24 protein-coding genes, 1 tRNA gene and 1 riboswitch are annotated in these 23,767 nt (G+C 44.3%); of the genes, 21 read left to right on the forward strand and 4 right to left on the reverse strand.

Annotation, left to right across the window (positions count from 1 at the left end; translation table 11 throughout):
• Positions 1-2 precede the first annotated feature (2 nt).
• The 5 genes from DOZ58_RS14025 (at position 3) to DOZ58_RS14045 (ending at position 4,369) form a co-directional block, all read left to right on the forward strand.
• Complete coding sequence (locus DOZ58_RS14025; RefSeq protein WP_111888858.1) at positions 3-824, forward strand: nitroreductase family protein; 822 nt, start codon at positions 3-5, stop codon at positions 822-824.
• Between the two features lie 44 nt (positions 825-868).
• A complete protein-coding gene (locus DOZ58_RS14030) occupies positions 869-1,489 on the forward strand; it encodes an ATP-binding cassette domain-containing protein (RefSeq protein ID WP_111888859.1) in 621 nt (206 codons plus the stop codon).
• On the forward strand, positions 1,489-2,262 hold the full coding sequence (locus DOZ58_RS14035) for an ABC transporter permease (protein WP_111888860.1): 774 nt from the start codon (positions 1,489-1,491) through the stop codon (positions 2,260-2,262). The genes DOZ58_RS14030 and DOZ58_RS14035 overlap by 1 nt, the downstream gene beginning before the upstream one ends.
• A 109-nt stretch (positions 2,263-2,371) precedes the next feature.
• Complete coding sequence (gene mtnK, locus DOZ58_RS14040) at positions 2,372-3,646, forward strand: S-methyl-5-thioribose kinase (protein ID WP_111888861.1); 1,275 nt, start codon at positions 2,372-2,374, stop codon at positions 3,644-3,646.
• A 303-nt stretch (positions 3,647-3,949) separates the two neighbouring features.
• Positions 3,950-4,369, forward strand: a complete 420-nt coding sequence (locus tag DOZ58_RS14045; protein ID WP_111888862.1) for a hypothetical protein — start codon at positions 3,950-3,952, stop codon at positions 4,367-4,369.
• 38 nt (positions 4,370-4,407) lie between these two features.
• On the opposite strand, the gene metA is transcribed toward DOZ58_RS14045, so the two are convergent.
• Together metA and DOZ58_RS14055 are read right to left on the reverse strand one after the other, a co-directional pair.
• A complete protein-coding gene (metA, locus tag DOZ58_RS14050) occupies positions 4,408-5,328 on the reverse strand; it encodes a homoserine O-succinyltransferase (RefSeq protein WP_111888863.1) in 921 nt (306 codons plus the stop codon).
• Between the two features lie 26 nt (positions 5,329-5,354).
• Positions 5,355-6,635 (reverse strand): O-acetylhomoserine aminocarboxypropyltransferase/cysteine synthase family protein, encoded by a 1,281-nt coding sequence (locus DOZ58_RS14055; RefSeq protein ID WP_111888864.1) that lies wholly within the window; start codon positions 6,633-6,635, stop codon positions 5,355-5,357.
• 590 nt (positions 6,636-7,225) lie between these two features.
• On the opposite strand from DOZ58_RS14055, the gene aroF reads away from it, so the two are divergent.
• The 3 genes from aroF (at position 7,226) to DOZ58_RS14070 (ending at position 9,916) form a co-directional block, all read left to right on the forward strand.
• The gene (gene aroF, locus DOZ58_RS14060) at positions 7,226-8,236 is read left to right on the forward strand and encodes a 3-deoxy-7-phosphoheptulonate synthase (protein ID WP_111888865.1); all 1,011 of its coding nucleotides are present in this window, start codon (positions 7,226-7,228) and stop codon (positions 8,234-8,236) included.
• Positions 8,236-9,129 (forward strand): prephenate dehydrogenase, encoded by an 894-nt coding sequence (locus tag DOZ58_RS14065; protein ID WP_111888866.1) that lies wholly within the window; start codon positions 8,236-8,238, stop codon positions 9,127-9,129. Before aroF ends, DOZ58_RS14065 begins: the two co-directional genes overlap by 1 nt.
• Before the next feature lie 175 nt (positions 9,130-9,304).
• A complete protein-coding gene (locus tag DOZ58_RS14070; RefSeq protein WP_111888867.1) occupies positions 9,305-9,916 on the forward strand; it encodes an aromatic acid exporter family protein in 612 nt (203 codons plus the stop codon).
• A 120-nt stretch (positions 9,917-10,036) separates the two neighbouring features.
• On the opposite strand, the gene DOZ58_RS14075 is transcribed toward DOZ58_RS14070, so the two are convergent.
• Positions 10,037-10,768: an alpha-ribazole-5-phosphate synthase gene (locus DOZ58_RS14075; protein WP_111888868.1), complete on the reverse strand. Its 732-nt coding sequence runs from the start codon at positions 10,766-10,768 to the stop codon at positions 10,037-10,039.
• 97 nt (positions 10,769-10,865) lie between these two features.
• Positions 10,866-11,399, reverse strand: coding sequence for an ECF transporter S component (locus DOZ58_RS14080; RefSeq protein ID WP_111888869.1), 534 nt, complete (start codon positions 11,397-11,399; stop codon positions 10,866-10,868).
• 119 nt (positions 11,400-11,518) lie between these two features.
• A riboswitch (cobalamin riboswitch) is annotated at positions 11,519-11,687 on the reverse strand.
• Between the two features lie 248 nt (positions 11,688-11,935).
• Here DOZ58_RS14080 and DOZ58_RS14085 point away from each other — a divergent pair.
• The 13 genes from DOZ58_RS14085 (at position 11,936) to DOZ58_RS14145 (ending at position 23,714) form a co-directional block, all read left to right on the forward strand.
• Complete coding sequence (locus tag DOZ58_RS14085) at positions 11,936-12,523, forward strand: aminodeoxychorismate/anthranilate synthase component II (protein ID WP_162624528.1); 588 nt, start codon at positions 11,936-11,938, stop codon at positions 12,521-12,523.
• Positions 12,517-13,887: an aminodeoxychorismate synthase component I gene (gene pabB, locus DOZ58_RS14090; protein WP_111888870.1), complete on the forward strand. Its 1,371-nt coding sequence runs from the start codon at positions 12,517-12,519 to the stop codon at positions 13,885-13,887. The genes DOZ58_RS14085 and pabB overlap by 7 nt, the downstream gene beginning before the upstream one ends.
• Before the next feature lie 23 nt (positions 13,888-13,910).
• Complete coding sequence (locus DOZ58_RS14095; RefSeq protein WP_111888871.1) at positions 13,911-14,723, forward strand: aminotransferase class IV; 813 nt, start codon at positions 13,911-13,913, stop codon at positions 14,721-14,723.
• A gap of 175 nt (positions 14,724-14,898) precedes the next feature.
• Positions 14,899-15,477, forward strand: coding sequence for an HDIG domain-containing metalloprotein (locus tag DOZ58_RS14100; RefSeq protein ID WP_111888872.1), 579 nt, complete (start codon positions 14,899-14,901; stop codon positions 15,475-15,477).
• A complete protein-coding gene (locus DOZ58_RS14105; protein WP_162624529.1) occupies positions 15,440-16,801 on the forward strand; it encodes a CCA tRNA nucleotidyltransferase in 1,362 nt (453 codons plus the stop codon). Before DOZ58_RS14100 ends, DOZ58_RS14105 begins: the two co-directional genes overlap by 38 nt.
• Entirely contained in the window at positions 16,795-17,577 is a 783-nt protein-coding gene (locus DOZ58_RS14110; RefSeq protein ID WP_111888874.1) for a TatD family hydrolase, read from the forward strand. Before DOZ58_RS14105 ends, DOZ58_RS14110 begins: the two co-directional genes overlap by 7 nt.
• Positions 17,578-17,673: 96 nt before the next feature.
• Positions 17,674-17,748 (forward strand) — tRNA-Gln (locus tag DOZ58_RS14115).
• A gap of 105 nt (positions 17,749-17,853) precedes the next feature.
• Complete coding sequence (locus DOZ58_RS14120; RefSeq protein ID WP_111888875.1) at positions 17,854-18,063, forward strand: (Fe-S)-binding protein; 210 nt, start codon at positions 17,854-17,856, stop codon at positions 18,061-18,063.
• 187 nt (positions 18,064-18,250) lie between these two features.
• A complete protein-coding gene (locus DOZ58_RS14125; RefSeq protein WP_162624530.1) occupies positions 18,251-18,937 on the forward strand; it encodes a 4'-phosphopantetheinyl transferase superfamily protein in 687 nt (228 codons plus the stop codon).
• On the forward strand, positions 18,922-19,542 hold the full coding sequence (locus DOZ58_RS14130; RefSeq protein WP_111888877.1) for a chromate transporter: 621 nt from the start codon (positions 18,922-18,924) through the stop codon (positions 19,540-19,542). The genes DOZ58_RS14125 and DOZ58_RS14130 overlap by 16 nt, the downstream gene beginning before the upstream one ends.
• Positions 19,542-20,123, forward strand: a complete 582-nt coding sequence (locus DOZ58_RS14135) for a chromate transporter (protein ID WP_322519107.1) — start codon at positions 19,542-19,544, stop codon at positions 20,121-20,123. Before DOZ58_RS14130 ends, DOZ58_RS14135 begins: the two co-directional genes overlap by 1 nt.
• Before the next feature lie 203 nt (positions 20,124-20,326).
• Positions 20,327-21,235, forward strand: coding sequence for an FMN-binding protein (locus tag DOZ58_RS14140; RefSeq protein ID WP_111888879.1), 909 nt, complete (start codon positions 20,327-20,329; stop codon positions 21,233-21,235).
• A gap of 253 nt (positions 21,236-21,488) precedes the next feature.
• Positions 21,489-23,714, forward strand: coding sequence for a PTS transporter subunit IIABC (locus tag DOZ58_RS14145; RefSeq protein ID WP_111888880.1), 2,226 nt, complete (start codon positions 21,489-21,491; stop codon positions 23,712-23,714).
• The last annotated feature ends 53 nt before the right edge of the window (positions 23,715-23,767 follow it).

Consider the following 23,767-nt stretch of genomic DNA (forward strand, 5'->3'; position numbering starts at 1 on the left):
GAATGATAAAAATCGATCAGGAAAAATGTGTTGGTTGTGGTGCATGTGTTGAGGATTGTTTCCCCAATGATATTGTTTTAAAAGAGGATAAGGCTGCGCCACTGAATCGAACATGCATAAAGTGCGGACACTGCATTGCCATCTGCCCGGTTGATGCGGTGAGTATCAGCGATTATGATATGGCAGAGGTTAAAGATTATCAGACCGACAGCTTTGATATCACACCGGATAACCTGCTGAATTATATTAAGTTCAGACGTTCGGTCCGTCAGTTTACAGATCAACCCATTGAGAAGGAAAAAATTGAGCAGATTATTGAAGCAGGACGTTTTACCCCAACGGGTAGCAATAGTCAGAATGTTTCATATATTGTGGTTCAGGATGAGATACGGAAGCTGACCGGACTGGGACTTGAAGGGCTGAATAAACTGGGAAAAAATATTTTAGAGGATAAACAAAACAAAAATACATTATTTAAATATTATGCAAAACGCTGGATGAAAATGTATGAAGATTATTTGGCTGATCCCGAATTACCCACAAGCCTTTTTTTTAAAGCCAAGGGCTTGATTTTAGTGGTCTCTGAAACGCCTATAAATGCAGGATTAGCGGCCAACTCGATGGAATTGATGACTCATGCCCAGGGATTGGGAATGTTTTACAGTGGTTTCTTTGTGAGGGCAGCTTATGGCAATCCCAAAATCAAAGCCTTTTTGGGTATTGATGAAAGCAAAGAGGTGATTGCCTGTCTGGTTATGGGATATCCCGATGTTAAATACCAAAGAACAGTGCCCCGAAAAAAAGCGGAAGTGTCCTGGCGATAAGGCGATCAGCCTGATACTAATACAGTTTAAACACGAGGTGAAAGATGGCTTATCTGGAATTCCGAAATATTCAGTTAAAATTCGATGAGCGGATGATTTTTTCCGGTTTTAATCTGGCCATCGAGCGCCATGAAAAAGTTCTTTTTTGTGCTCCCTCGGGCCGGGGGAAGACCAGTCTGGTAAAAATGCTGCTGGGATTTGTGGCGCCTGATCGCGGCGAAATTTTAGTCGATGGGACCAAACTGACAGGTATAACGGTGAATCAGATTCGTAGCAAAATTTCCTACGTCAGTCAGGATGCCGATATTCCCAAGGGAATTGTCAGAGATGTGTTTGAAGAGGTATTTAAATTTGAGGCAAACCGTCATCTAAGTTATAATGTTGAGCGATTGCAAAATTACTGGCTTGATGCGATGTCCCTGCCTAAAGATACCCTCGAAAAAAATGTCGATACCCTTTCTGGCGGCGAACGGCAGCGGTTGGCTCTAATTTTAGGCATTCTTCTGGATCGGGATATCTGGATTTTGGATGAAATCACCACCGGCTTAGATCTGGAACTCAAGACAAAAATGGTGGACTTGGTACTCGGTTATGACAAAACCATTTTAGTGGTTTCCCACGATGATATTTATAAGAATCAGGGACTAAGGGAGGTAAGTTGGTAATGGGCGTTCAGGAAATCCCTTTTTACACCCCTCTATATCTGCTGATCTTTGTTTTACCAATGGCCATTATCAATTACAAACTGGGGATCGGGCTGAATAAACGGATTATATATTCCCTGTTTCGAATGACGATCCAACTGGTTCTGGTGGGTTTTTTTCTGCAGTACATCTTCTTATTTAACAACCTTTGGGTTAATTCGGCCTATGTTTTGTTTATGATCGGGGCGGCGGGGTTGTCCACCGTTAAAACCTGCGGATTGACCATCAAAAATCAGTTATTGCCGATTGTAATTGGGTTTGGCATTCCCAATCTGGTGATGATTCTCTTTATTAATCAATTTGTTATCGGTCTTTCAAATATCTTCGATGCCCAATATTATATTCCTCTGATGGGGATGCTCTTGGGCAATAGTTTAAGCGGAAACATCATTGGCATCAATACCTTTTATACCGGGTTAAGACAAAATGAACGGCAGTACCACTATCGGCTGGCTTTGTCTGCCAATCAGTGGGAATCCACCCTGCCCTGGTATAAAGAAGCCATCGTCGCCTGTATGAATCCGATTATTGCTTCCACCGAAACCATTGGTCTGGTCTCCTTGCCGGGTATGATGACCGGTCAGATTCTCGGCGGTTCGATGCCGATGACCGCCATCGTCTATCAGATTGTGATTATGGGTGCGATTCTGATCTCCCGATATTTCGGGATTCACTTCTCAATTTTACTAACCCGGAAGAAAGCCTTTGACGATTATGATCGCTTAAGCCTTTAGGTGAGCACAAAATATTCCCGTTAGTGAAATAATTAGTTCATTTATTTCTACCGCTCGTCGTGATAAAATAGTAAAATATTGAATCCGTTTAAAAATTGTGAGGTAGTAGATGTCCGATAAAGATTTAACACCCTGTACAGTCATTGAATATATAAAAGCATACACGGGTATTTTTCCGGCTGGTGCCAGACTTGAGGTTTATGAGGTTGGCGGCGGCGAGGACGACGGCGATGGCTTTGTCAACCATATTTATCGGGTCTGGGATGAAACTGGAAAGTCCGTCATTCTCAAACAGGCAAAACCCTACCTGAAGGCGTTCGGCGAAGGGGTTCCCCTGACCGCCAAACGCAACCAGCTTGAATCCGAAATCATCAAACTAAGAGCGGCCATTACTCCCGAGTACCTGCCCCAAATGTATCACCTCGATCCCGAAAATAATCTCTTTGTTTATGAGGATTGCGGACGGCTTAAGATTATGCGCTTTGAATTGATCAAGGGAAAGTCTTTCCCTAAATTTCCAGAACAGATGGGCGAATTCCTGGCCAAATCAAATTTCTATACTTCTGAGATTTACTTGGATCAAATTGATCATAAGGTTTTGGAATGCAAATTTATGAATCCCGAGATGCGGGTTATTATGGAAACCATTCTGTTTTTGCGGGAATCTTTTATTGAGGAAGGTGTAGTGGATCTGCCACCGGGAGATCCTAGCCATCTGGCCATGAGTGATTTACTCTGGGAAAAACGGGAGCTGCGGATTGAACTGCTTAAACTCCGGGGTATTTTTATGAAGAAAAGCGAATGTCTGGTTCATGGCGATCTGCACACCTCCAACATTATGATTGGTGACAACGAGATGAAAATCATCGATATGGAATACCCTTTTATGGGCCCATCCTCATCTGATACCGGCTATCTTCTGGGAAATCTGGTTTATGAATATATTGCCTGGTTCCACCATGAAGAAGGAACTAAAGCGTCCCGGAAAGCTTATCGTCAGGAAATGCTGGGGTATATAAAAGGCTTGATCACAGCATATCAGCGGGTTTATTGTGCATGCTGGGATCAGGATGCCAAGCCCATGTATCGGGAATATACCGAATATCGGGATGATTTGCTACGAACCTATATCAAAGAGGTTTGTGGTTTTACCGGTTGTCAGATTGTTAGTCGGGTGGGCGGAATTGTGCCCCTGCCGGATTTTGATGTGCTTAAAAATCCAGTTAGTCGGAACTGTGCCAGACGTCTGGCACTGCTGATTGCTGATGCGCTGATTATGAAACGGGAAGAGATGGAATCGGCGGATGATATTATTTCGTTAATAGAAATCATAACCTATCGATATTTTGACGTGATGAAGGCGTTAAAAGATCGGGATAAATAAAACCGCAAAAACTCAAGTGATTTTCCACTTGAGTTTTTTGTTTGCAAAAGCTGACCACGGCATGTTTATTTTTTAAATAATGTGGTAAAATAATTACAAAAATAGGTTGGAATGTCTCTTTGAAAAAAAAGGAGGTTAAGCGAAATACGGGGATTTTATAAAGAGTGGCTAAGCCGCTGGAAAACTAAAGTGAAATCGGTTGCAAACGCGACTGTCAGGTCATCGGGCAGAGACGGGGAATTTTGTGCTTAGCAGGATGTTTTAGCTGTTCGTGTAAAAATAATCATACAGGAGGAAAAAGTCATGAAAAAAAATAAATTAGCACCATCTCTATTGGCAATAACGATTATCTTGGTTTCAGTGCTTTTTATGGGGGCGAGTTGTAGTGCAACAACTGCTAAGGTTAGCAATGCTGTGATGACCACAAGCGTGGACGACAACTCCATGCCCACGGATACAGTCACTGAGTTTCCGGTCAATACCGATGTGTACGTGGCGGCAGAACTGCACAACGCACCGGATGATACTAATATCACTTTTATCTGGTTTTTTGAAGGGCAGGAAGTCGATTCCGTTACCATCAATAACGGCGACGTCAGCGATGCACCACTATGGGGGATTCTTCCGGCAGAACTGGTAACAAAACCAGGGTATTATGGGGTGGAGATTTATATTGATGACCGGGAAGATCCGGACACGAAAACAGAATTCACGGTTAAATAAAAAAAAAGCGCAGGCCATCCTGCGCTTTTAAAATACCCTTAAAATGCGGCATCTGATAATTCATAAGGTGTTTCCTGATAAACGTAGTAATTCAGCCAGTTACTGAATAACAGGTTGGCATGGCCCCGCCAGCGCACGACCGGGGGTTTTGTGGGGTCATCATTGGGGTAATAGTTGATGGGGACATTAATCGGTTTACCCTGGGAAACATCCCGGTCATATTCACCCTTTAAGGTTTCCGGGTCATATTCACTATGTCCGGTAACAAAAATCTGGCGGCCGTTTTGAGCTGTGGCAATATAAACCCCGGCATCAATGGACGATGCCATGACCTCCAGATCTGGGTGGGCATCAATGAGTTCCCGGTGAATCCCAGTATGTCGGGAGTGGGGAACATAGAAGCTGTCATCAAAACCCCGGAAGAGTTTAACATAGCGGTGTTCCAGATGGTGTTCAAAAACGCCAAAGGCTTTTTGCGGTAATAAGTACTTTTGAATGCCATAGTGATAATAAAGTCCGGCCTGAGCGCCCCAGCAGATATGCAGGGTGGAAAAAACACTGGTTTTACTCCATTCCATAATTTCGGTGAGCTCATCCCAATAATCCACGGCTTCAAACGCCAGGGTTTCAATGGGGGCTCCAGTGATAATCAGTCCATCAAAACGCTGTTCCCGGATCTCCTCAAAGTAACAATAGAAAGAGCCTAAATGTTCGGAAGAGGTATTTTTGCTCGCATAGGTTTTGGTTTGCAGCAGGGTTACCTCGATTTGCAGCGGGGTGTTTCCCAATAACCGCAGGAGCTGGGTTTCGGTGGTGATTTTGGTGGGCATTAAATTAAGGATTACGATTTTAAGTGGGCGGATATCCTGATGACTGGCCCGGTCGGAATCCATCACAAAGATGTTTTCATCGGTTAAAATTTGACTGGCGGGCAGGTCGGTGGGTATTTTGATGGGCATATTTTTACCTCCGGGTAATAAAATTATCAGACTTTAGCCAAAGCCTGATCCAAATCAGCTAAAATATCGTCGCTATGTTCCAGCCCGATGGACAAACGGATCATGTCTTCGGTAACACCGGCAGCAATGAGATCGTCGCCGGAAAGCTGTTGATGGGTGGTGGTAGCCGGATGGATAACCAGGGACTTGGCATCGGCCACGTTGGCCAGATGTGTAAACAGGCTCAGGCTGTCAATGAATTTCCGGGCAGCTTCAATGCCGCCTTTGATCCCAAAGGTAAAAATAGAGCCGGGACCTTTTTTAAAGTACTCTTCGGAAAGATTCTTGTAGGGGTTATCAGGCAGTGAGGGGTAGTTAACCCAGGTAACTTTCGGATGGTCACTTAAAAACGCCACTACTTTTTGGGTGTTTTCCAGATGCCGATCCAGTCGCAGTGATAGGGTTTCCAGACCCTGTAAAAGCAGGAAGGCATTAAACGGACTGATGCAGGCGCCAGTATCCCGGAGTAGCTGAACCCGGGCTTTGACAATAAAGGCGGCAGCGCCGATGTCAGTCGCGTAGGTAATGCCGTGGTAGCTGGAGTCCGGGGTGGTAAATACCGGGAAGCGGCCGCTACCGGCCCAGTCAAAGGTGCCACCATCAACGATCAGGCCACCGATAGTAGTACCGTGGCCGCCGATAAATTTGGTGGCCGAATAAACCACAATGTCCGCACCAAAATCCAGGGGTTTAAATAAATAAGGCGTGGCAAAGGTATTATCAACGATCAGCGGCAGACCATTATCATGGGCGATTTTGGCAACCGCCTTGACATCACAAATATTAATAGCCGGATTACCTAAGGACTCGATATAAATAGCCTTGGTATTTTCGTTAATGGCAGTTCGAAAACGCTCAGGATCATCCGGGTTAACAAAAGTGGTGTTAATGCCAAGCCGGGGCAGGGTGGCACTTAACAGATTGTAGGTGCCCCCGTAAAGGGTGGACGCGGCAACCAGTTCATCACCGGTACCGGCGATGTTTAGAATTGTTGCGGTAATGGCGGCCGATCCGGAAGCAAAAGCCAGAGCACCAACACCGCCTTCCAAAAGAGCCATTCGTTCTTCCAAAACATTAGTGGTGGGGTTCATGATCCGGGTATAAATATTACCGGGTTCTTCTAATCCAAAAAGGCGCTGGGCGTGTTCGCTATTATCAAAAACATATGAGGTCGTCTGATAAATGGGAACAGCCACCGCGTGAGTGGTAGGATCTGGGTTTTGCCCCCCATGTAGTTGAAGGGTTTCAAATTTTCGGGTATCTTTCATTGCTTTCTCCTTTGGATTTTTGGGATTCTATTGCAGTGAATTTCATTACATATCATTCCAGTAGGAATTATAAGCAATATAACACGAATCGTGAACCTTGTCAATACGTGAAATCAAAGAACAAAAAATTAACAGAAAATCAGAACTATTTATTTGACATTAGTAAAATTTAAGTCTATAATAAATCAAAATACACGTTGCAGTTTTTATGTTTAGTAGAAATTTGTTTTCTTATGTGTCCTGAGAGGAATATCATGGAAGAGTTAAGAAGAAACTTAAATGAATATTATTACGTTAACACCCAAAGCTATTGGTTCTTTAGCTTTGGTTATTTTGCGTACAATAAATTAAGTTCCTTTGAGAATCCATGAGAAATTTTTAGCGATACAGGTGTATTGAATAAAAGTTTATTTTTAGGAGACTTCTTAGGAAGTCTCCTTTTTTTTTCGCAAGACAAAAGCCAAGCGTCATGCTAGCAAATTGGTGGCTGTCTACGAATCACGGAAAATCAAGCGACCGATTTTCGGTGGTCTTCGGTGCACAGAAGATAAAAAGTGAGTGGTCAGTGAATAACAATAATGGAGGAAAAAATGATAGTAGTCGTTAAACCCAACACAAATGAAGAAGATATCAAGAGGTTAATCAAAATGATTGAAACACAGGGACTGAGCATCCATTATTCAAAAGGTGTGGATCACACGATTCTGGGAATAGTAGGGGATACAACCTTGGCAGATGTGGAAAAAATCCGTTCGAATCGTATTGTTGAGAATGTCCTCAGAGTTCAGGAACCGTACAAAAAAGCCAATCGCTTATTCCATCCCGATGACACCATTATTAACGTTAAGGGCAGAAAAGTTGGCGAAGGCACCATTAGCATCATGGCTGGTCCGTGTTCAGTCGAAAGTGAGGAACAGGTTGTGGCGATTGCCAAAAGTGTAAAGGAATCTGGAGCTACCTTTCTGCGCGGTGGTGCTTTTAAACCACGATCTTCGCCTTACGCATTCCAGGGCTTAGGTTATGAAGGGCTGGAGTTATTAAAAATCGCCAGAAAAGAAACCGGACTTCCAATTGTCAGCGAACTGATGTCACTTGAACATCTGCCAGCTTTTGAAGATGTCGACATTATCCAGGTCGGGGCAAGAAACATGCAGAATTTTGATTTGCTCCGGGAATTGGGGAAAATTGACAAGCCTATTTTGTTAAAACGGGGGATGTCATCAACCATGCAGGAATTTTTGATGTCGGCCGAATACATCATGAAAGAAGGAAACGATAAGGTGATCTTGTGCGAACGGGGGATTAGAACCTTTGAAACGGCCACCCGAAACACCTTGGATATTAGTTGTGTCCCGGTACTTAAACAAAAAAGCCACCTGCCCATTATTATTGATCCCAGCCATGCCACCGGGCTATCCTGGACCGTTGAAGCATTGACCAAGGCGGCCATTGCCGTTGGTGCCGATGGTGTGATGATTGAGGTCCACAATAATCCCGAAGAGGCCCTTTGCGATGGGGAACAATCCATTACCCCGGAACAATTCCATAAAATCATGATTACAGTTAAAAAATACGCCGAATTTGAGAATAAGGTGATCTAATGAAAAACCGAGAAGATTCCATCGTTGGCTTTATCGGCCTGGGTCTGATGGGCGGTGCACTGGCCATGGGACTCAGGAAACAAGGCCCCAAAGAAATTTGGGCTTATGATTTAAGCCCGGCAGTGATTAAAACCGCCCGGACCCGGGGCGTGATCGATGAAGGCGTCTGGGATTCGGCGGGGCTTCAAAAAATGTTGCCCCGGTGTGATCTGGTCTTTATCTGTCTGACACCAATGGATACGCTGGCTTTTTTAGCGCTCTATATGGAAGATTTTAAACCGGGGGCGATTGTTACCGACATTATTGGAGTAAAAGAAGTGGTCTTTAAAAACCTGGGCAATCTGTTACGCAAAGACATTGACTATATTCCGGGACACCCCATGGCGGGAAGTGAAAAAGAGGGATTCGGCGGGGCTGATGATCGCATTTTTAAGAATCGTAATTATATTCTCACCCCCTTACCGACCAATCAACCAGAGAACATTGAGTTGATCAGGGATATCGTAACCGATTTGGGATTTAACCACATTGTTGAGACCACCACCGAAATACACGATCAAAAAATAGCCTTTACTTCCCAGCTTTGTCATGTGATTGCAGCGGCCCTGGTTGATTGTGAGGATGATCTCTCCATCACTGATTTTGAGGGCGGAAGCTTTGGTGATCTGACCCGGATTGCCATGATTAATGCCCCCATGTGGACGGAGCTGTTTATGTGCAACCGCAAAAACTTGTTGGACCAGATCAAGAAATTTGAAACCAGTCTGGAAGCAATGAAAGAAATGATAAAGCAAGATGAAAAGGAAGAATTGATCGCACGGCTTAAATCAGTTCGCAAGAAACGCGTTGCCATGGGGGAAATCCGGGCGGCTAAAAACTTAAAAAATCTGTGAGTTTGCTTAAGAGATGCGGCGTGAAAACAGTTACATCAGCCTGAAAATGATTACGCTATTGACTTAATCTCATATGAGAGTATACTCTAGTTAAAGAAACATATTATAACAAAACTTTTGCTGGGAACAAAATGTTGATAGTAAAAGTCAAAAAAATAATTGGAGTTAAAAAATCATGAAATTATGTAATCTGCCAGCTATTGGTATGAGAAACATAAAAACGGTGTTAGCAGTCTTTATCTGTGTGGTAGTATTTGCAATTATGGGACCGGAGTTCAATCCGCTCGTTGCTGCAATTGCGGCCGTGATTACGATGGGACCGAGCATTGAAAATTCGATTGAAACGGGCTGGAATCGGATATTGGGAACCCTCTTTGGAGGTGTAGCGGGAATGTTGGGTATTTTTATTGCTCGTTTAATCCCATATCAATACGCCTATGTTTTCATCATTCCGTTAGGAATTATGGGACTGATTTATCTGTGTAATACAATTAACAAGTCGGGTGCTATCGTTATTACCTGTGTGGTTTTTCTCATTTTAATGACCACCTATCCTCAGGATACGGGTACCTATATGCTGGCCCTTTTAAGACTTCTGGAAACGGTATTTGGTATCGTTGTGGCGTTTTTAATCAATCGCTTTATTAAATTGCCGGAATGTGATAAAAACCCGGATGAAAGCCAAACAGAGGCGGAAAAAGAGTTGGTCACGGTCGAAGAAAAACCGGACAGCGGTTATAAAAAATTTAAAGTGTCAAACCTGTTGTATATGATATTCAAACCCTAGATTTTACGTTTATTCTGGATTTTTGTGACGTCTAGATTAACTAAAATATAATTACCCCTCCCCTTAAAAAAGAGACCACCCTTAATACCAGGTGGTCTTTTTTTATTTGCAAATATTTTGTTATCTGAAATAACCAATAATGGTCAGCTTATCCTTAAAGATGGCAGCCAGTCCGGATAGGGCTGAGGGCTTGATGCTGGCAATTACGGTGGTTGCCGGGCCGGAAGAATCCACTACATTCAGATCATTAGGTAATTGTTCAAATTGGAGCTGGTAAATATTGGCAAGCGTGTTGGCTTCGTATAAAATCCCTTTGGAACCGCAGGGAACGATCTCATTTACGGCAGGGTTCTTAACTAAGGTCTTGAGATCCTGATAATTGGCGATTTCCGGATCGCCATCGAGAATAAGGGCACTGACATATTTGGGTTTACCGATGCAGATCACCACATCTGCAGATACTGAGGGAGTGATTCGCAACCGATTGGCCATTCCGAGTACAAAAATGCCAAAACCGGTCATGCTGGTTTTGAAATTTTCTTCGGTCGAACCATTAATGGGCAGATCTCCGATACCGGCTCGTTCCAATTCTTCCCGAATACCTTTAATCAGAGCTTCGCCGGTGGGGTGCATTTCTCCGACGATGGTGTTGGAAAGACCGATGATCTGGGCGCCACAGGCCAGCAGTTCAAAAAGACATACCCGGGCAGCAAAAACAGAAATGTACTTGGTGGCAACACACAGTTCATCCCCGGGCTTTTCCCCGACGCCACCGCTACTGTCGCAGGCAGTGACCAGGAGGGAATCAGGAAGCTCAATGACGGATAGGTCACGATATTGATAAGTTTTCATACGGTCCTCCATTCGGGGGTTTTTATAATAACGTAAGTGCCATGTATTTTGTGAGTTACTTCGTCATTTAAGAATCAGGTTCTAGCGGAGCTTAAGTTTATGCCTGAGCCGAAGTTGCCGAAGATACCTGATTTTTAACCGATAGGGGTAATGCTTTAAAGACAAGGGCCGCAATCAGGGCATTGATTCCACCCACCAGAGCCAGGGGAAACATCATTGCAATTACTCCGGGCCAGGTTAACATGGGGATTAAAAGCGGCGAACAGAGTAAAAGTAGGATCGGGCCGTTGCAGATAGCGGCAACGATAACGTTGACGATCAGGGCGACGATTTCATTTGCGGCCTTTTTAACAAAAACATAAGTATACCAGGTGGCCACCATGATCAGCCCCATCCCCAGACCAATAGCAAGGTGAACGGGTAGGGTCATTGGGAATCCTGAGGTAAGCGCGGTTAAAAGATGACCGATAATAGCAATAATTGCGCCAGCCAGAGGTCCCATCAACAGGGTGCCCAAAAAGGCCGGCAGTGAATCGAAGGCAATCGTGCCAAAAACTTTTAACTGGGCTCCTACAAAAGAGAGGGCAATTAAAAGCGCCATAAAAACGAGTTGTCGCGTGTTGATTTTCATGTGATACTCCTTAATTTTATTATAAAGCATTTCTATGGCGATGAAAAGAAAATTTGGATAGGTCGATTTAATTAAATAAAAAAGTTCACATCTAATTTAGATGTGAACTTTACCGTCGTCCAAATGGAATCATTTCTGGCAGGTCTCCTGAGTCAGCTTCATCGCAGTTTGTCCCTTCCCGTGAGGTGGTCATGACTTGTGCTCGACTTTACAGTGGTGGGTCCCTACAGGATTTTAACCTGTTTCCCTATTCTCCTTTTTCAAGGCACCAAAAAAGCTTTATTTACTTGAGCAAATAATAGCACATCAGAGATCAATTTGTCAAATTGAAATTGTAAATAATTAAGGGAAAGAAAAAGTAAAGTAATCGTTAAAAGATGATCGCGTCGAGGGTAAATTCTAGCTTAAATCAACCGCGAAAAAAAAGCGGCGATAAAAAAATCGCGGCCAAATATTGCTGCTATAATTCATTGTATTGAATCCTTGGAGTATGGTACAATGCTTTACAAAATGACTAATACTAAGAGGTATAAAAATTGATTCTAATGATCGACAACTATGATTCTTTCACCTATAATTTGGTTCAGTATCTGGAAAAACTGAATGCAACGGTGATTGTAAAGAGAAACGATAAGATTACCCTGGACGAGATTGCCGCGATGGCACCGTCGATGATTGTCTTATCACCGGGGCCATGCACCCCCAACGAATCCGGAATCTGTCTGGATGTGGTGCACCGTTTTAAGGGTGAAATCCCGATCCTGGGTATTTGTCTGGGCCACCAGATCATCGGTCAGGCCTTTGGCTGTAAGATTAAAAAAGCTCTGGAACCGGTTCATGGCAAAGTCCATGCCATCTCCCATGACAATGCCGGCGTGTTTGATGGTCTTAATAATCCCCTGAAGGTGACGCGCTACCATTCTTTGGTGGTTGAAAATCAGGAAATACCGGATTTTTTTGAGATCACCGCCCGAACTGATCAAAATGAGATCATGGGTATGCGACATAAAGACTACCACATCGAAGGGGTTCAGTTTCATCCTGAAGCGATTCTTACCGAAATGGGGATGGAATTATTGGATAACTTTTATCAATCGACAAAAGAAAATGGTGTGCGATGTTAATACAAGAAATAAAAACCGACTTAAGCAGTTTTGAGTGCTATCTTCTATTCAAAGATGAGCCCTATAGTTTCTTTTTAGACAGCGGCAGAGACCCGGACAGTCTGGGACGCTATTCATTTATCGGTGGGAACCCGTTTCTGGTCTTTAAAAGCAAAGCGGACGCCATTACCGTTAAAACCAAAACAGCGACGAAAACGCTTACGGGAGATCCTTTTGATGAACTGCAAAAGCTCTTAAAAAAGTATAAAATGGATTATCCATCCCCGTTTCCTTTTTTAGGTGGGGCAGTGGGTTATTTTGGCTATGATCTCTGTCATCATCTGGAAGTATTTCCCCGCAGTGCCGTGGATGATGTGGGGATCCCCGATTGTTATATGGGTTTTTATGATGGCATTGTGATTATTGATCATAAAGAAGGTAAGACCTATGTGGCCGCCCTGGGAATCGAAGAAAATGAAGCGGATATCATCAGCCGGTTAGCCGCAAAATTTGTCGGCGATCCCAAAATTGCCATTCGTACAGACTTTAAAATTAATGAGAATGTTGAATTTCGGGGTAATTTCACCAAGCCGGAGTATATGAAGGCACTGGATGCAGTTCACGAATACATTTTAGCGGGAGATATTTACCAGACAAATCTGACTCAGCGCTTTAACGCTGATTTACAGCTTAGCCCACTGGAATTATACAGCGAACTCAGAAAAATTAACCCGGCTCCCTTTGCCAGTTACATTGATTTTGGAGAAGGACAGATTGTTTCCAGTTCCCCGGAGCGTTTTATTCTGGTTCAGGGTCGAAACATTGAAACCCGACCGATTAAAGGGACGATGCCCCGGGGCAAAACCGCTGCGGAAGATGCCGCTAATCGGGAGACTCTGGTTAACAGCGAAAAGGATAAAGCCGAACTGCTAATGATTGTCGATCTGGAGCGCAATGATCTGGGAAAAATTGCTAAAACCGGCACCGTTAAGGTTCCGGAATTGTTTAAGTTAGAAACTTATCAGACCGTTTTTCACCTGGTCTCAACCGTTACGGCCGAATTAAAGGACAACCTCGATGCCATCGATTGTGTCAAAGCCACTTTCCCCGGCGGTTCGATTACCGGGGCACCGAAGATCCGGGCGATGGAGATTATTGATGAACTGGAGCCCACCCAGCGAAACATTTATACCGGTTCGATCGGCTATATTGGTTTCAACGGGGATCTCGATCTTAATATTGTCATTCGGACGATTGTCTGCAAGGATGGGAAAGGTTATTTTCAGGTCGGCGGTGGAATCGTCTGGGATTCCGACAACCAGTCCGAATATCAGGAAACCTTCGACAAGGGCAGAGCTCTGATGGATGCACTGAAACGCTATTAATTAAACAGTTTAGGAGGAACCCAATGGACTACGCCAGTTATAACGGAGAAATTTCAAAAGAACCCCAGATTTCTCTGGATCAGGGCTTTCTTTATGGCTATGGGGTGTTTGAAACCATCAATGTAGCCCATGGAAAACCGTTTTTTTTCGCGGATCATATGGAGCGCTTTAAACAAAGTGCCCTGGTGATGGGCCTTAACTTAACCAGTCATCCCGATCAGATTAAGGCGGACTGTCTGAAGATCATAAAAAAAAATGAGATGAATCGGGGTGGGCTGCGGGTCACCCTCAGTAAGGGCTTAAAAGCGGACAACCTGCTAATCACCGCCCGGGAGAATCATTATGACCGCCAGATGTTTGCCCGGGGAGTAAAAATCTGTACCAATGATGCGGTCCGCAATGAAACAGCCCGGCTGGTCACGATCAAGTCCAACAACTATCTGGAAAATCTGCTGATTTTAAATGAGGCCAAGGCCCGCGGTTTTTCCGAATCGATTTTTTATAACACCCGTGGTTATCTGGCCGAAGGCTGTATGACCAATCTCTTTTTGATTAAAAACAAAACCGTCTGTACCCCGGCAAGGGATTGCGGGCTGCTGGCCGGAATTATCAGAAACCGGGTAATCCAGTTGCTAAAAGCCAACCTCATCCCGATAGAAGAGGGTAATTATACCCGTGAGCAGTTGATCGATGCCGACGAGGTGTTTATCACCAACTCACTAATGGAAATCATGCCGGTGAATCAGGTCGATGAAGTGAACTATCGGATTGGGCCCGAAACCCTGAGCTATCGGATCGATGCACTATTTCAGCAAACCTGGGGATCAGGGTTTTAATAAGACGAGTTATTAAGAAACGAAAAGTTAAACGCTCAGCCCTGCAACGGAAGTAAAAATCCGTGGCAGGGCTTTTTGTGAACAACAATAAGCTTAATAATTTGAAACAGGCTTTGTCAGTAAACGGGTAACTGTGTTAGAATACACTTAATTAATAAAAGAACGAGGAGATAAAATGAACACACAATTAGATCGAGAAAAAGCATTGGCGTTGTTGAAGGAATATAATGAAAGTGAATCTCTGGTTAATCACGGTTTGGCGGTGTCTGGAGTGATGGAGCATTTTGCCAAACTGGAAGGGGAAGATCCTGATTATTGGGGAATTGTCGGGCTGCTTCACGATCTGGATTATGAAAAATATCCGGATCAGCATTGTGTCAAGGTGGTCGAAATTCTGGAAGCCAACGATTATGAGAAAGCTTTTATCAACAGCGTGGTCAGCCATGGGTTTGGAATCTGTGCGGATGTGGAGCCGACTCATCAGATGGAGAAAATTCTCTATGCCACCGATGAACTGGCCGGACTGATCACCGCCTGTGCTTATATGCGGCCCTCCAAAAGTGTCAACGATCTGGAACTAAAATCAGTCAAAAAGAAATTCAAAACGGCCAGTTTTGCCGCCGGGGTCAATCGGGAGGTCGTCGCCAAAGGTGCGGAGATGGCCGGATATTCGCTGGATGACTTGATGCGGGAAACGATTTTGGGAATGCGGGCCGTTGCCGACGACATCGGCCTGGGAAGTAATGAAGCTTAGTCTTCCGGTTCCGGTAGAAAAGGTCTTTAAAGGGCTGGAAAGCTGTGGATTCTGTGGATATCTGGTGGGCGGCTGTGTCCGGGATTATCTGCTTGATACCCCACCGACGGACTTTGATATGACCACTGACGCCACCCCGGATGAAATTATCTCTTGCTTTACCGGCCATCGGGTTTTAAAAACAGGCATTCGCCACGGTACTGTGACGATTATCCTTGATGGGATGGCCATCGAAATAACAACCCATCGGACCGAAGGCGATTATTCCGACAGCCGTCATCCGGATGCGGTGAAGTTCACCAGAAATTTAGTAGATGACCTGGCCAGGCGGGATTTTACCATCAATGCGATGGCCTATCATCCCCAAAAAGGTCTGATTGATCGCTATGGCGGAGCAGCGGACATCAAAAATAAAATCATCCGCGGAGTTGGTGATCCTCACAAAAGAATGGCCGAGGACGCCTTGCGCATGCTTCGAGGCCTGCGTTTTGCCGCGGTTTTGGGCTTTGATCTGGATGAGGAGACCCGTACCGCCATCCGGCAGAATTGTGGACAACTTGCCAATATTTCAGCAGAGCGGATTGCCACTGAGCTGAATAAACTGATCTGTGGCAAAAACGCCAAAACGATCATCCTGGAAGAAACGACGGTGTTGGGGGTAGTGATCCCCGAGCTGCTGCCAGCCAAAAATTTTGATCAACAGAATCCGCACCACTGCTATGATGTGCTGACCCATACGGCGGTGGCAATGCAAACGCTGGCGCCGGTACCGCGGCTGCGGTGGGCGATGTTGTTTCACGACCTGGGGAAACCGCAGACCTTTACCCGGGACGCTGCCGGAGTGGGCCATTTTAAAGGCCACAGTAAGTGCTCTGAAGCGATCGCCCGGGAGCGCTTAACAGCCTTGCGGATGAGTAATGTAACCATTGATCAGGTCTGTGCGTTAGTGAAATACCACGGCACCATCATTGAAGAAGATAAAAAAAGTGTCAAGCGTTGGCTAAACCGTCTCTCAGAGCCATTGTTTCGGGATCTGATTGCGATTAAGCGGGGGGATAACCTGGCTAAGGCGTCAAAGCACCATGACCGGTTGGAGTCACTAAAAAGACTGGAAGCGCTGCTTGATCAGGTGATTGCCGAAAAGGCCTGTTTTTCGCTAAAAGATCTGGCTGTCAACGGTCATGATCTAATGGGCCTGGGAATCAAAAACGGTGAGGAAATCGGCCGGATTCTCAACCTGCTGCTGGCTGGCGTCATCGATGAAGTCTATGAAAACGAAAAAGATAGTTTAATAAAAAAAGCAAAGGAGATGCGAACATGTTAATTGACAGCCATGCCCATATCGACGACCAAAAATTTAATGAGGACCGGGAAGCGGTACTAAAAAACGCCCAGGCCGCCGGGGTTGAGCTTATTGTCAATCCCGGGGCCGACGAGGCTTCAAGTTTCCGGGCCGTAGCAATGAGTGAAAAATACCCGATGGTTTATGCTACGGTGGGGATTCACCCTCATGATGCCAAGGATTACATTACCTCAAAACACGATGCGCTGCTAAAAGAATGGGCAAAAAAGGAAAAGGTCGTGGCGATCGGTGAAATCGGTCTGGATTACCACTATGACTATTCCCCCCGGGATATCCAGCAGGAGGTGTTTATCCGCCAGTTGGTGATTGCCAAAGAAGTGAAGCTGCCAATTGTGATCCATAACCGGGAATCGATGGAAGACATGGTCAGGATTTTAAAGGAGTACTTTGCGCCAGCGTATGGCGGGATTATGCATAGCTATAGCGGTTCGGTGGAAATGGCTAAAATCTTTCTCGACATGGGTTTTTATTTGTCGATCTCCGGGCCGCTAACCTTTAGCAATGCCCGAAAACTGCCGGAAGTGGTTGCGATGATGCCCTTAGAGCGATTACTCATTGAAACGGATAGTCCGTATCTGACGCCCACACCTCATCGCGGCAAACGAAACGAGCCGGCCTATGTGCATTTCGTGGCCGCCGAAATTGCCCGAATCCGGGGGATCACAGTAGAAGAGGTGGGAGAGATCACCACCCAGAATGCCAAAAGAGTGTTCGGTATTGAAAAACATATAAAGTAAAAATAATAAAATGCAAATCCTTTATTCATTTTCCTTGACAATCGTAATGAATTCAGATAAAATGTTTAGCGTACCTTCGGGACAGAAAATGAATAAAGGGGTATAGCCAAGCGGTAAGGCAATGGACTCTGACTCCATCATTCGCAGGTTCAAATCCTGCTACCTCTGCCAAAAGAAATTTAGCCTGCTCTTTAAGATCACTTAAAAAGCAGGTTTTGTTATATCTGTTAATATTGAGATGTCAATTAGCAACAAGTGAAAAAACAGGAGAAAACCATGAGGGATCAAAAAATCAGTGTTTTTGATATTTACGAATATTTGCCCCATACCAATTGTAAAAACTGCGGTGAAAATAACTGCATGGCCTTTGCCGAAAAATTATTGCAAGGGAAAAAAAACTTGGGTGGGTGCTCAGCAATAAGAGAAGCGATCTATGAAAAAAACCGTAAAGCGATTCAGACATTAATGGAGATAAATAGGGACTAAAGAGCAGATAGACAATGATCCATTGTTTGCCTGCTCTTATCTTTTTTAGTATAATGTAAATAGGGTGTTTTAAAAAACACGTAAACGAAGTAAACTGATTAAAAGGCACCTGTTGCACGCCATAAATTGGCAAAGTATGAATCAGGTCAGTAATGGAGTCAGCAATGGAGTCAGCAATGGAGAAAAAATGGAATCGACTATAACCCGAGTTTTTATCGCGGATGTTCGCATCTTGAACGATCCCCGTCGATTAGCAGTAGTGATCAAAGCGGTTTCAAAGCAGCGGCGAGAAAAGGCCGAACGGCTTAAAACACCAGATGCCAAAGCGCTTGCGGTGGGAGCTGAAATGCTGCTAAAAAAAGCGGTGGAGCAGGTCTATGGCATTTACGAACCGCTTGAGATAAAAGTCGGAGCAGATGGCAAACCACTGCTCACGGATTATCCGGAGATCTTTTTTAACCTGTCCCATTCCGGCCATTATGTGGTCTGCGGTCTGGGAGCCCGGCCAGTAGGGGTGGACATACAAAAAATGGGGCACCCGAATTTAAAACTGGCGCGACGTTTTTTTGCCCCATCAGAGGCGGACTGGCTCTTTTCGTTACCGGAAAAGAAACAGATACGGGCTTTTTATGATCTTTGGGCCCTTAAAGAAGCCTATATGAAGTACACTGGAAAGGGATTTAGACTGCCGATGCATGCGTTTCAGATTGACTGCCAGAAGGAAGAGTCAATCAATTCTGAGATGGCCATTCTTACAGACGGAAAAAGAATGCCGGTAGTGATTAAAAATTATCCTATTTTGGAAAACTATGTTTTATGGGCTGTTAGTGAACCCAGCGATTTTCAGGAAAAAATAGAATGGATCAGCTTATAGGGAGAGATGCTTTGAAAGAAAAGAATGATTACCAGGAAAAACTTTTAACCGTATTTATGACCTTTCTAAAAATCGGGTTATTTACTTTTGGGGGTGGCTATGCCATGATCCCGCTGATAGAATATGAAACCGTGGAACGGCATCACTGGATTGAAAGCGAGGATATCCTGGATATTTTTGCCATTGCTGAGGCAACCCCAGGGGTCATTGCCGTCAATACGGCGACCTTTGTGGGCTATAAGGTAGCAGGCTTTTGGGGTTCGCTGCTGGCCACCCTGGGGGTGGTGATTCCTTCACTGACGATTATCAGTCTCATTGCCCTGTTTTTTCAGGAGTTTCAAAGTCTGGAATGGGTCGGTTATGCCTTTCGGGGAATTCGGGCCGGGGTTATTGTTTTAATCCTGGGAGCCGTGGTTAAAATGGGTAAAAAGGGAGAATACACACCACTAACGGTGCTGATATTAATGCTGGCTTTTGGGCTGGCTTCATTTACCAACATCAATGTCATTTATCTGCTGCTGGGCGGTGCTGTGACGGGGCTGGCTTATCAGATTTGGCTGAATAAAAAAAATTCAAACGGGAAAAATAGCGGGGAGGATAAATAATGTATCTGGATCTATTTATCACTTTTTTCAAAATCGGTTTATTCACCATTGGCGGCGGTTACGCCATGATACCGCTGATTCAGCAGGAAGTGGTGGCCCACGGGTGGTTGACCCTGTTGGAACTGACGGATTTTATTGCCGTGGCAGAGTCCACCCCCGGGCCCTTTGCGGTGAATATCGCGACCTTTGTGGGCATGGAAATGGGCGGGCTTCCGGGAGCTCTGATCACAACCACCGCTGTGGTTCTACCTTCGTTTATCATCATCCTTTTTATCGCTAAGGCATTTACTAATTTTCAGCAGAATAAATGGGTTCAGGGTGCTCTTTATGGGATGCGGCCAGTCGTGATTGGTTTGATTGCCGCGGCAGTTTGGCTGCTCATGTCCACCGGATTCATTGGTAAGGGGTCTGAGATCCACTCAATAGGTGATTTTTTTTCCGCCCTCCAATATCTGGAAATTATTATTTTTGTGATTGGCAGCTTTGTTTATTTCCGCTTTAAACTACATCCGATAAAACTAATACTGATCTCAGCCGGTCTGGGGATGGTGTTTTTCGGGGTATTGCCGATGTTTTATTAAGGAGTGGGATCTATTGTTTTTCAGTAGGTCTTATTTTTTTTTGAAAAAAAATTAATAAATTGATTTCTTTTTAGGAATCAGCTAAAGTAAAAATTAAACAGGTTACTTCGTCACATGATCATCACAAAAATGCGTTAAACTAATTTAAATGACACAAAGTTGTCATAATCATCAGTTATGATAAGGAAAAAGGAGGGATTGCGATGACTATTATCATTAACGTGTTAACTGCCTGGTTAAGTGTCATTTTTGCATTTTTACTTACGATCATCTATTTACTACGAATAATCAATAAGGGTAAAAGAAAAAATAAATTTATCGCCAGAATTAACCGAAATCTGAGAAATTCACATAAAACAATGGGAATCGCTTTTGTGATCTCGGCCTGTATTCATGGGTTCTTTTCCTCAGGAACCATTTTATCATTTAATTTTGGAACCCTGTGCATGCTGATGGGGGTGCTTTTGGGGTTAACCTATATGCTGAGAAAACTATTACCGGGAAAGTGTACCTGGATCAAACCCCATCGCTGGCTAACTGCGGTGTTGATTGTGTTCCTGGGTATCCACCTATGGGAAGTGGGCGGAATCATGGGTCCGGAGTTCTTTTTTAAATGTTCATTGAGGGAAGTGGAGACTTCGGTGGCAAAATTGTATGGAACCGAAACGGTATCGGCAACAGCCGCGAAGGATCAAACCGATCCCGTAACGGCGGAAAATGCCAGCACCGCCCCACCTGAAAGCTCATCAACGATGACGACGGATACAGCAGTAACCGATACGGTGCTAACCAAGGCCAATCTGTTTTTAGGCAGTGTTGATTTGAAGGATGGTACTTATACTGGCGTGACAGAAGGTTACGGACCGGAGCTGACGGTGTGTGTGACAGTCGCTGAAAATGTGATTACTGATGTTTTAGTGGTCTCCCACAATGAAAATAATGTAAAGTATTATGGCAAGGCCATTGATGCAGTACCGGCAGCGATTGTTGCTGCGCAGACTCCGCTAGTTGATACGATTTCAGGAGCAACCTATACCTCAAACGGCATTATGCAGGCTGTTATCAATGCCTTGGAACCGGCGGTGATTTCCGGAACATTACCCAGTCTGTAAAATTCTGGTAACGATGCGGTATGATGGCCTTGACAAAAGGTGAAATCAGGATACCATTTTTAAATAGTTGAAAATATTTAAAAATGATGTGACTGAAACGATTAGACACCCAACCCTTTAAATTTGCCTGTGAGTTAAGTCTAAAGGGTCGGGTGTCTTTTTTTGTAAAAAAAACTTCTTAGATATTTTCAAAGAAATGGGGTAATACTATTATGAAGAATAAATAATTAAATAGAGAAAGAGGCGATTATTGATGAAAGATAAGATTTTTGGTGTTTTACAGCGGGTGGGACGTTCTTTTATGTTACCCATTGCTTTGCTGCCGGTGGCTGGACTTCTTTTAGGGATCGGTGGATCATTTACTAATGAGACCATGCTTGAATCCTACAATCTGATAGAGGTGATGGGCCCGGGAACCATTGTAAATGACATCTTAAGTATCATGCTTGCTGCCGGTAATATTATCTTTGCGAATCTGCCCATTATCTTTGCCATGGGTGTAGCCATTGGGATGGCTAAACAGGAAAAAGCGGTGGCAGCACTGGCTGGCGTAATTGGATTTTTCGTTATGCATGCGGTAATCGCTGCGCTTATTAAGATTACCGGAACCTATACACCGGAAACTTTGCTGATTGCCAATAATCTGGGGCAGATCGCTGCTGAGAGCAGCGGCAGTGCGTTTGTCCCGATTATTGCGAACAAGATGTTGCCAAGCGGTTCAATTTCCGATATTGTGGGAATAACATCTTTGCAAATGGGTGTATTTGGTGGGATTTTAGTGGGGCTGGTCACTTCGGCTCTACATAACCGGTTTTATAAGGTTGAGTTTCCGCCAGTGGTATCATTTTTCGGAGGGACACGTTTTGTACCCATTATTACGGCCATTGCCTTTTTATTTATTGGTGGGATCATGTTCTTTTTCTGGCCGTTTATTCAAAATGGCATTTATGCCATCGGTGGTTTGGTCATTGCATCCGGGTATTTCGGCACCTTCATCTATGGCTTTATCGAACGGGCATTAATTCCCTTTGGTCTGCATCATGTTTTTTATCTTCCTTTCTGGCAAACCGGATTGGGGGGATCAATGGTTGTGGATGGCGTTTTGGTCGAGGGAGCCCAAAACATTTTCTTTGCCCAATTGGCCAGTCCTGATGTCACCCACTTTTCAGTGGAAGCCACACGCTTCATGTCGGGGAAATTCCCGTTTATGATTTTTGGCTTACCTGGGGCTGCATTGGCCATGTATAAATGCGCCAAAACCAACAAACAAAAAGCGGTCGGTGGACTATTGATATCGGCGGCACTAACGGCGATGATCACGGGGATTACCGAACCGATTGAATTTACATTTTTATTTGTTGCACCATTTTTATATGTCATCCATAGTGTCTTTGCCGGCCTGTCCTATATGTTTATGCATATTTTGAATGTTGGGGTTGGGATGACCTTCTCAGGCGGGATTATCGATCTCGCTCTATTTGGTATTCTCCAGGGAAATGCCAAGACCAACTGGCTGTACATTGTTTTGGTGGGGGTTGGTTACTTTATTCTCTATTACTTTTTATTTAAGATTTTAATCAATAAATTTAATCTAAAAACGCCCGGTCGAGAAGAAGAAGACGAAGAAACGAAGCTCTATACCCGGGCAGATTATGAAAAAGGTAAAAATAAGGGTAACGATCAGAACGTGGAATCCAGTGATCCCGGATCGGCAATGATTGTCAACGGGTTAGGTGGGAAGTCAAACATCAGTGATCTGGATTCATGCGCAACCCGGCTTCGGGTGACGGTATTGGATGGGAAAAAGGTTGATGAAAGAATCCTGAAGCTTTCTGGAGCGCTGGGCGTTATCCAGCAAGGAAATGGAATTCAGGTTATTTATGGACCCAAGGTCACGGTGATTAAATCCAAGTTGGATGAGTATCTTGAGCGTTCAGAAAGTGATCAGGAAACGATGATCCCAGTGGTTGAAAAATTACCGGCCAAAGAAGAACTAACTGAAACGAAAGACAATAAAGCTAAACCCCTGGAAATTTTTGCAGCACCTGTTGATGGTGATTTGCAGAGTATTACCGAAGCACCGGATGAGGCCTTCAGCAACAAAATGGTGGGGGATGGGATTGTGATATTCCCCACGGGTGACACCATCAACGCCCCTTGCGATGCCGAGGTTACCATGGTGTTCCCAACCAACCATGCTATTGGGCTGACCAGTCTAAATGGTACCGAAATCCTTATTCATGTGGGGATTGATACGGTAAAACTGGACGGAAAGGGATTTGAAGTTTTGGTGAAAACAGGCGATCAGGTTAAAAAAGGCGATCTCTTGATGAAGGTGGACATGAACTATCTTGCTGATCATGCTCCTTCAACCGCCATACCGATTGTTGTGACTAATTTAACTGAAGATCAAAAGATAAAAGTGATTAAGAGTGGTGCCATTAAAAGCAGTGAGGATGCCTTTGCCATTGAATCCTGAAACAGTTAAATCAACGGCTGCCAGCGAATATACGCGAAATAGTGGGCAGTCTA

It is taken from the genome of Acetobacterium sp. KB-1 (genome assembly GCF_003260995.1).
In the GTDB taxonomy this organism is placed as follows: Bacteria; Bacillota; Clostridia; order Eubacteriales; family Eubacteriaceae; genus Acetobacterium; species Acetobacterium carbinolicum.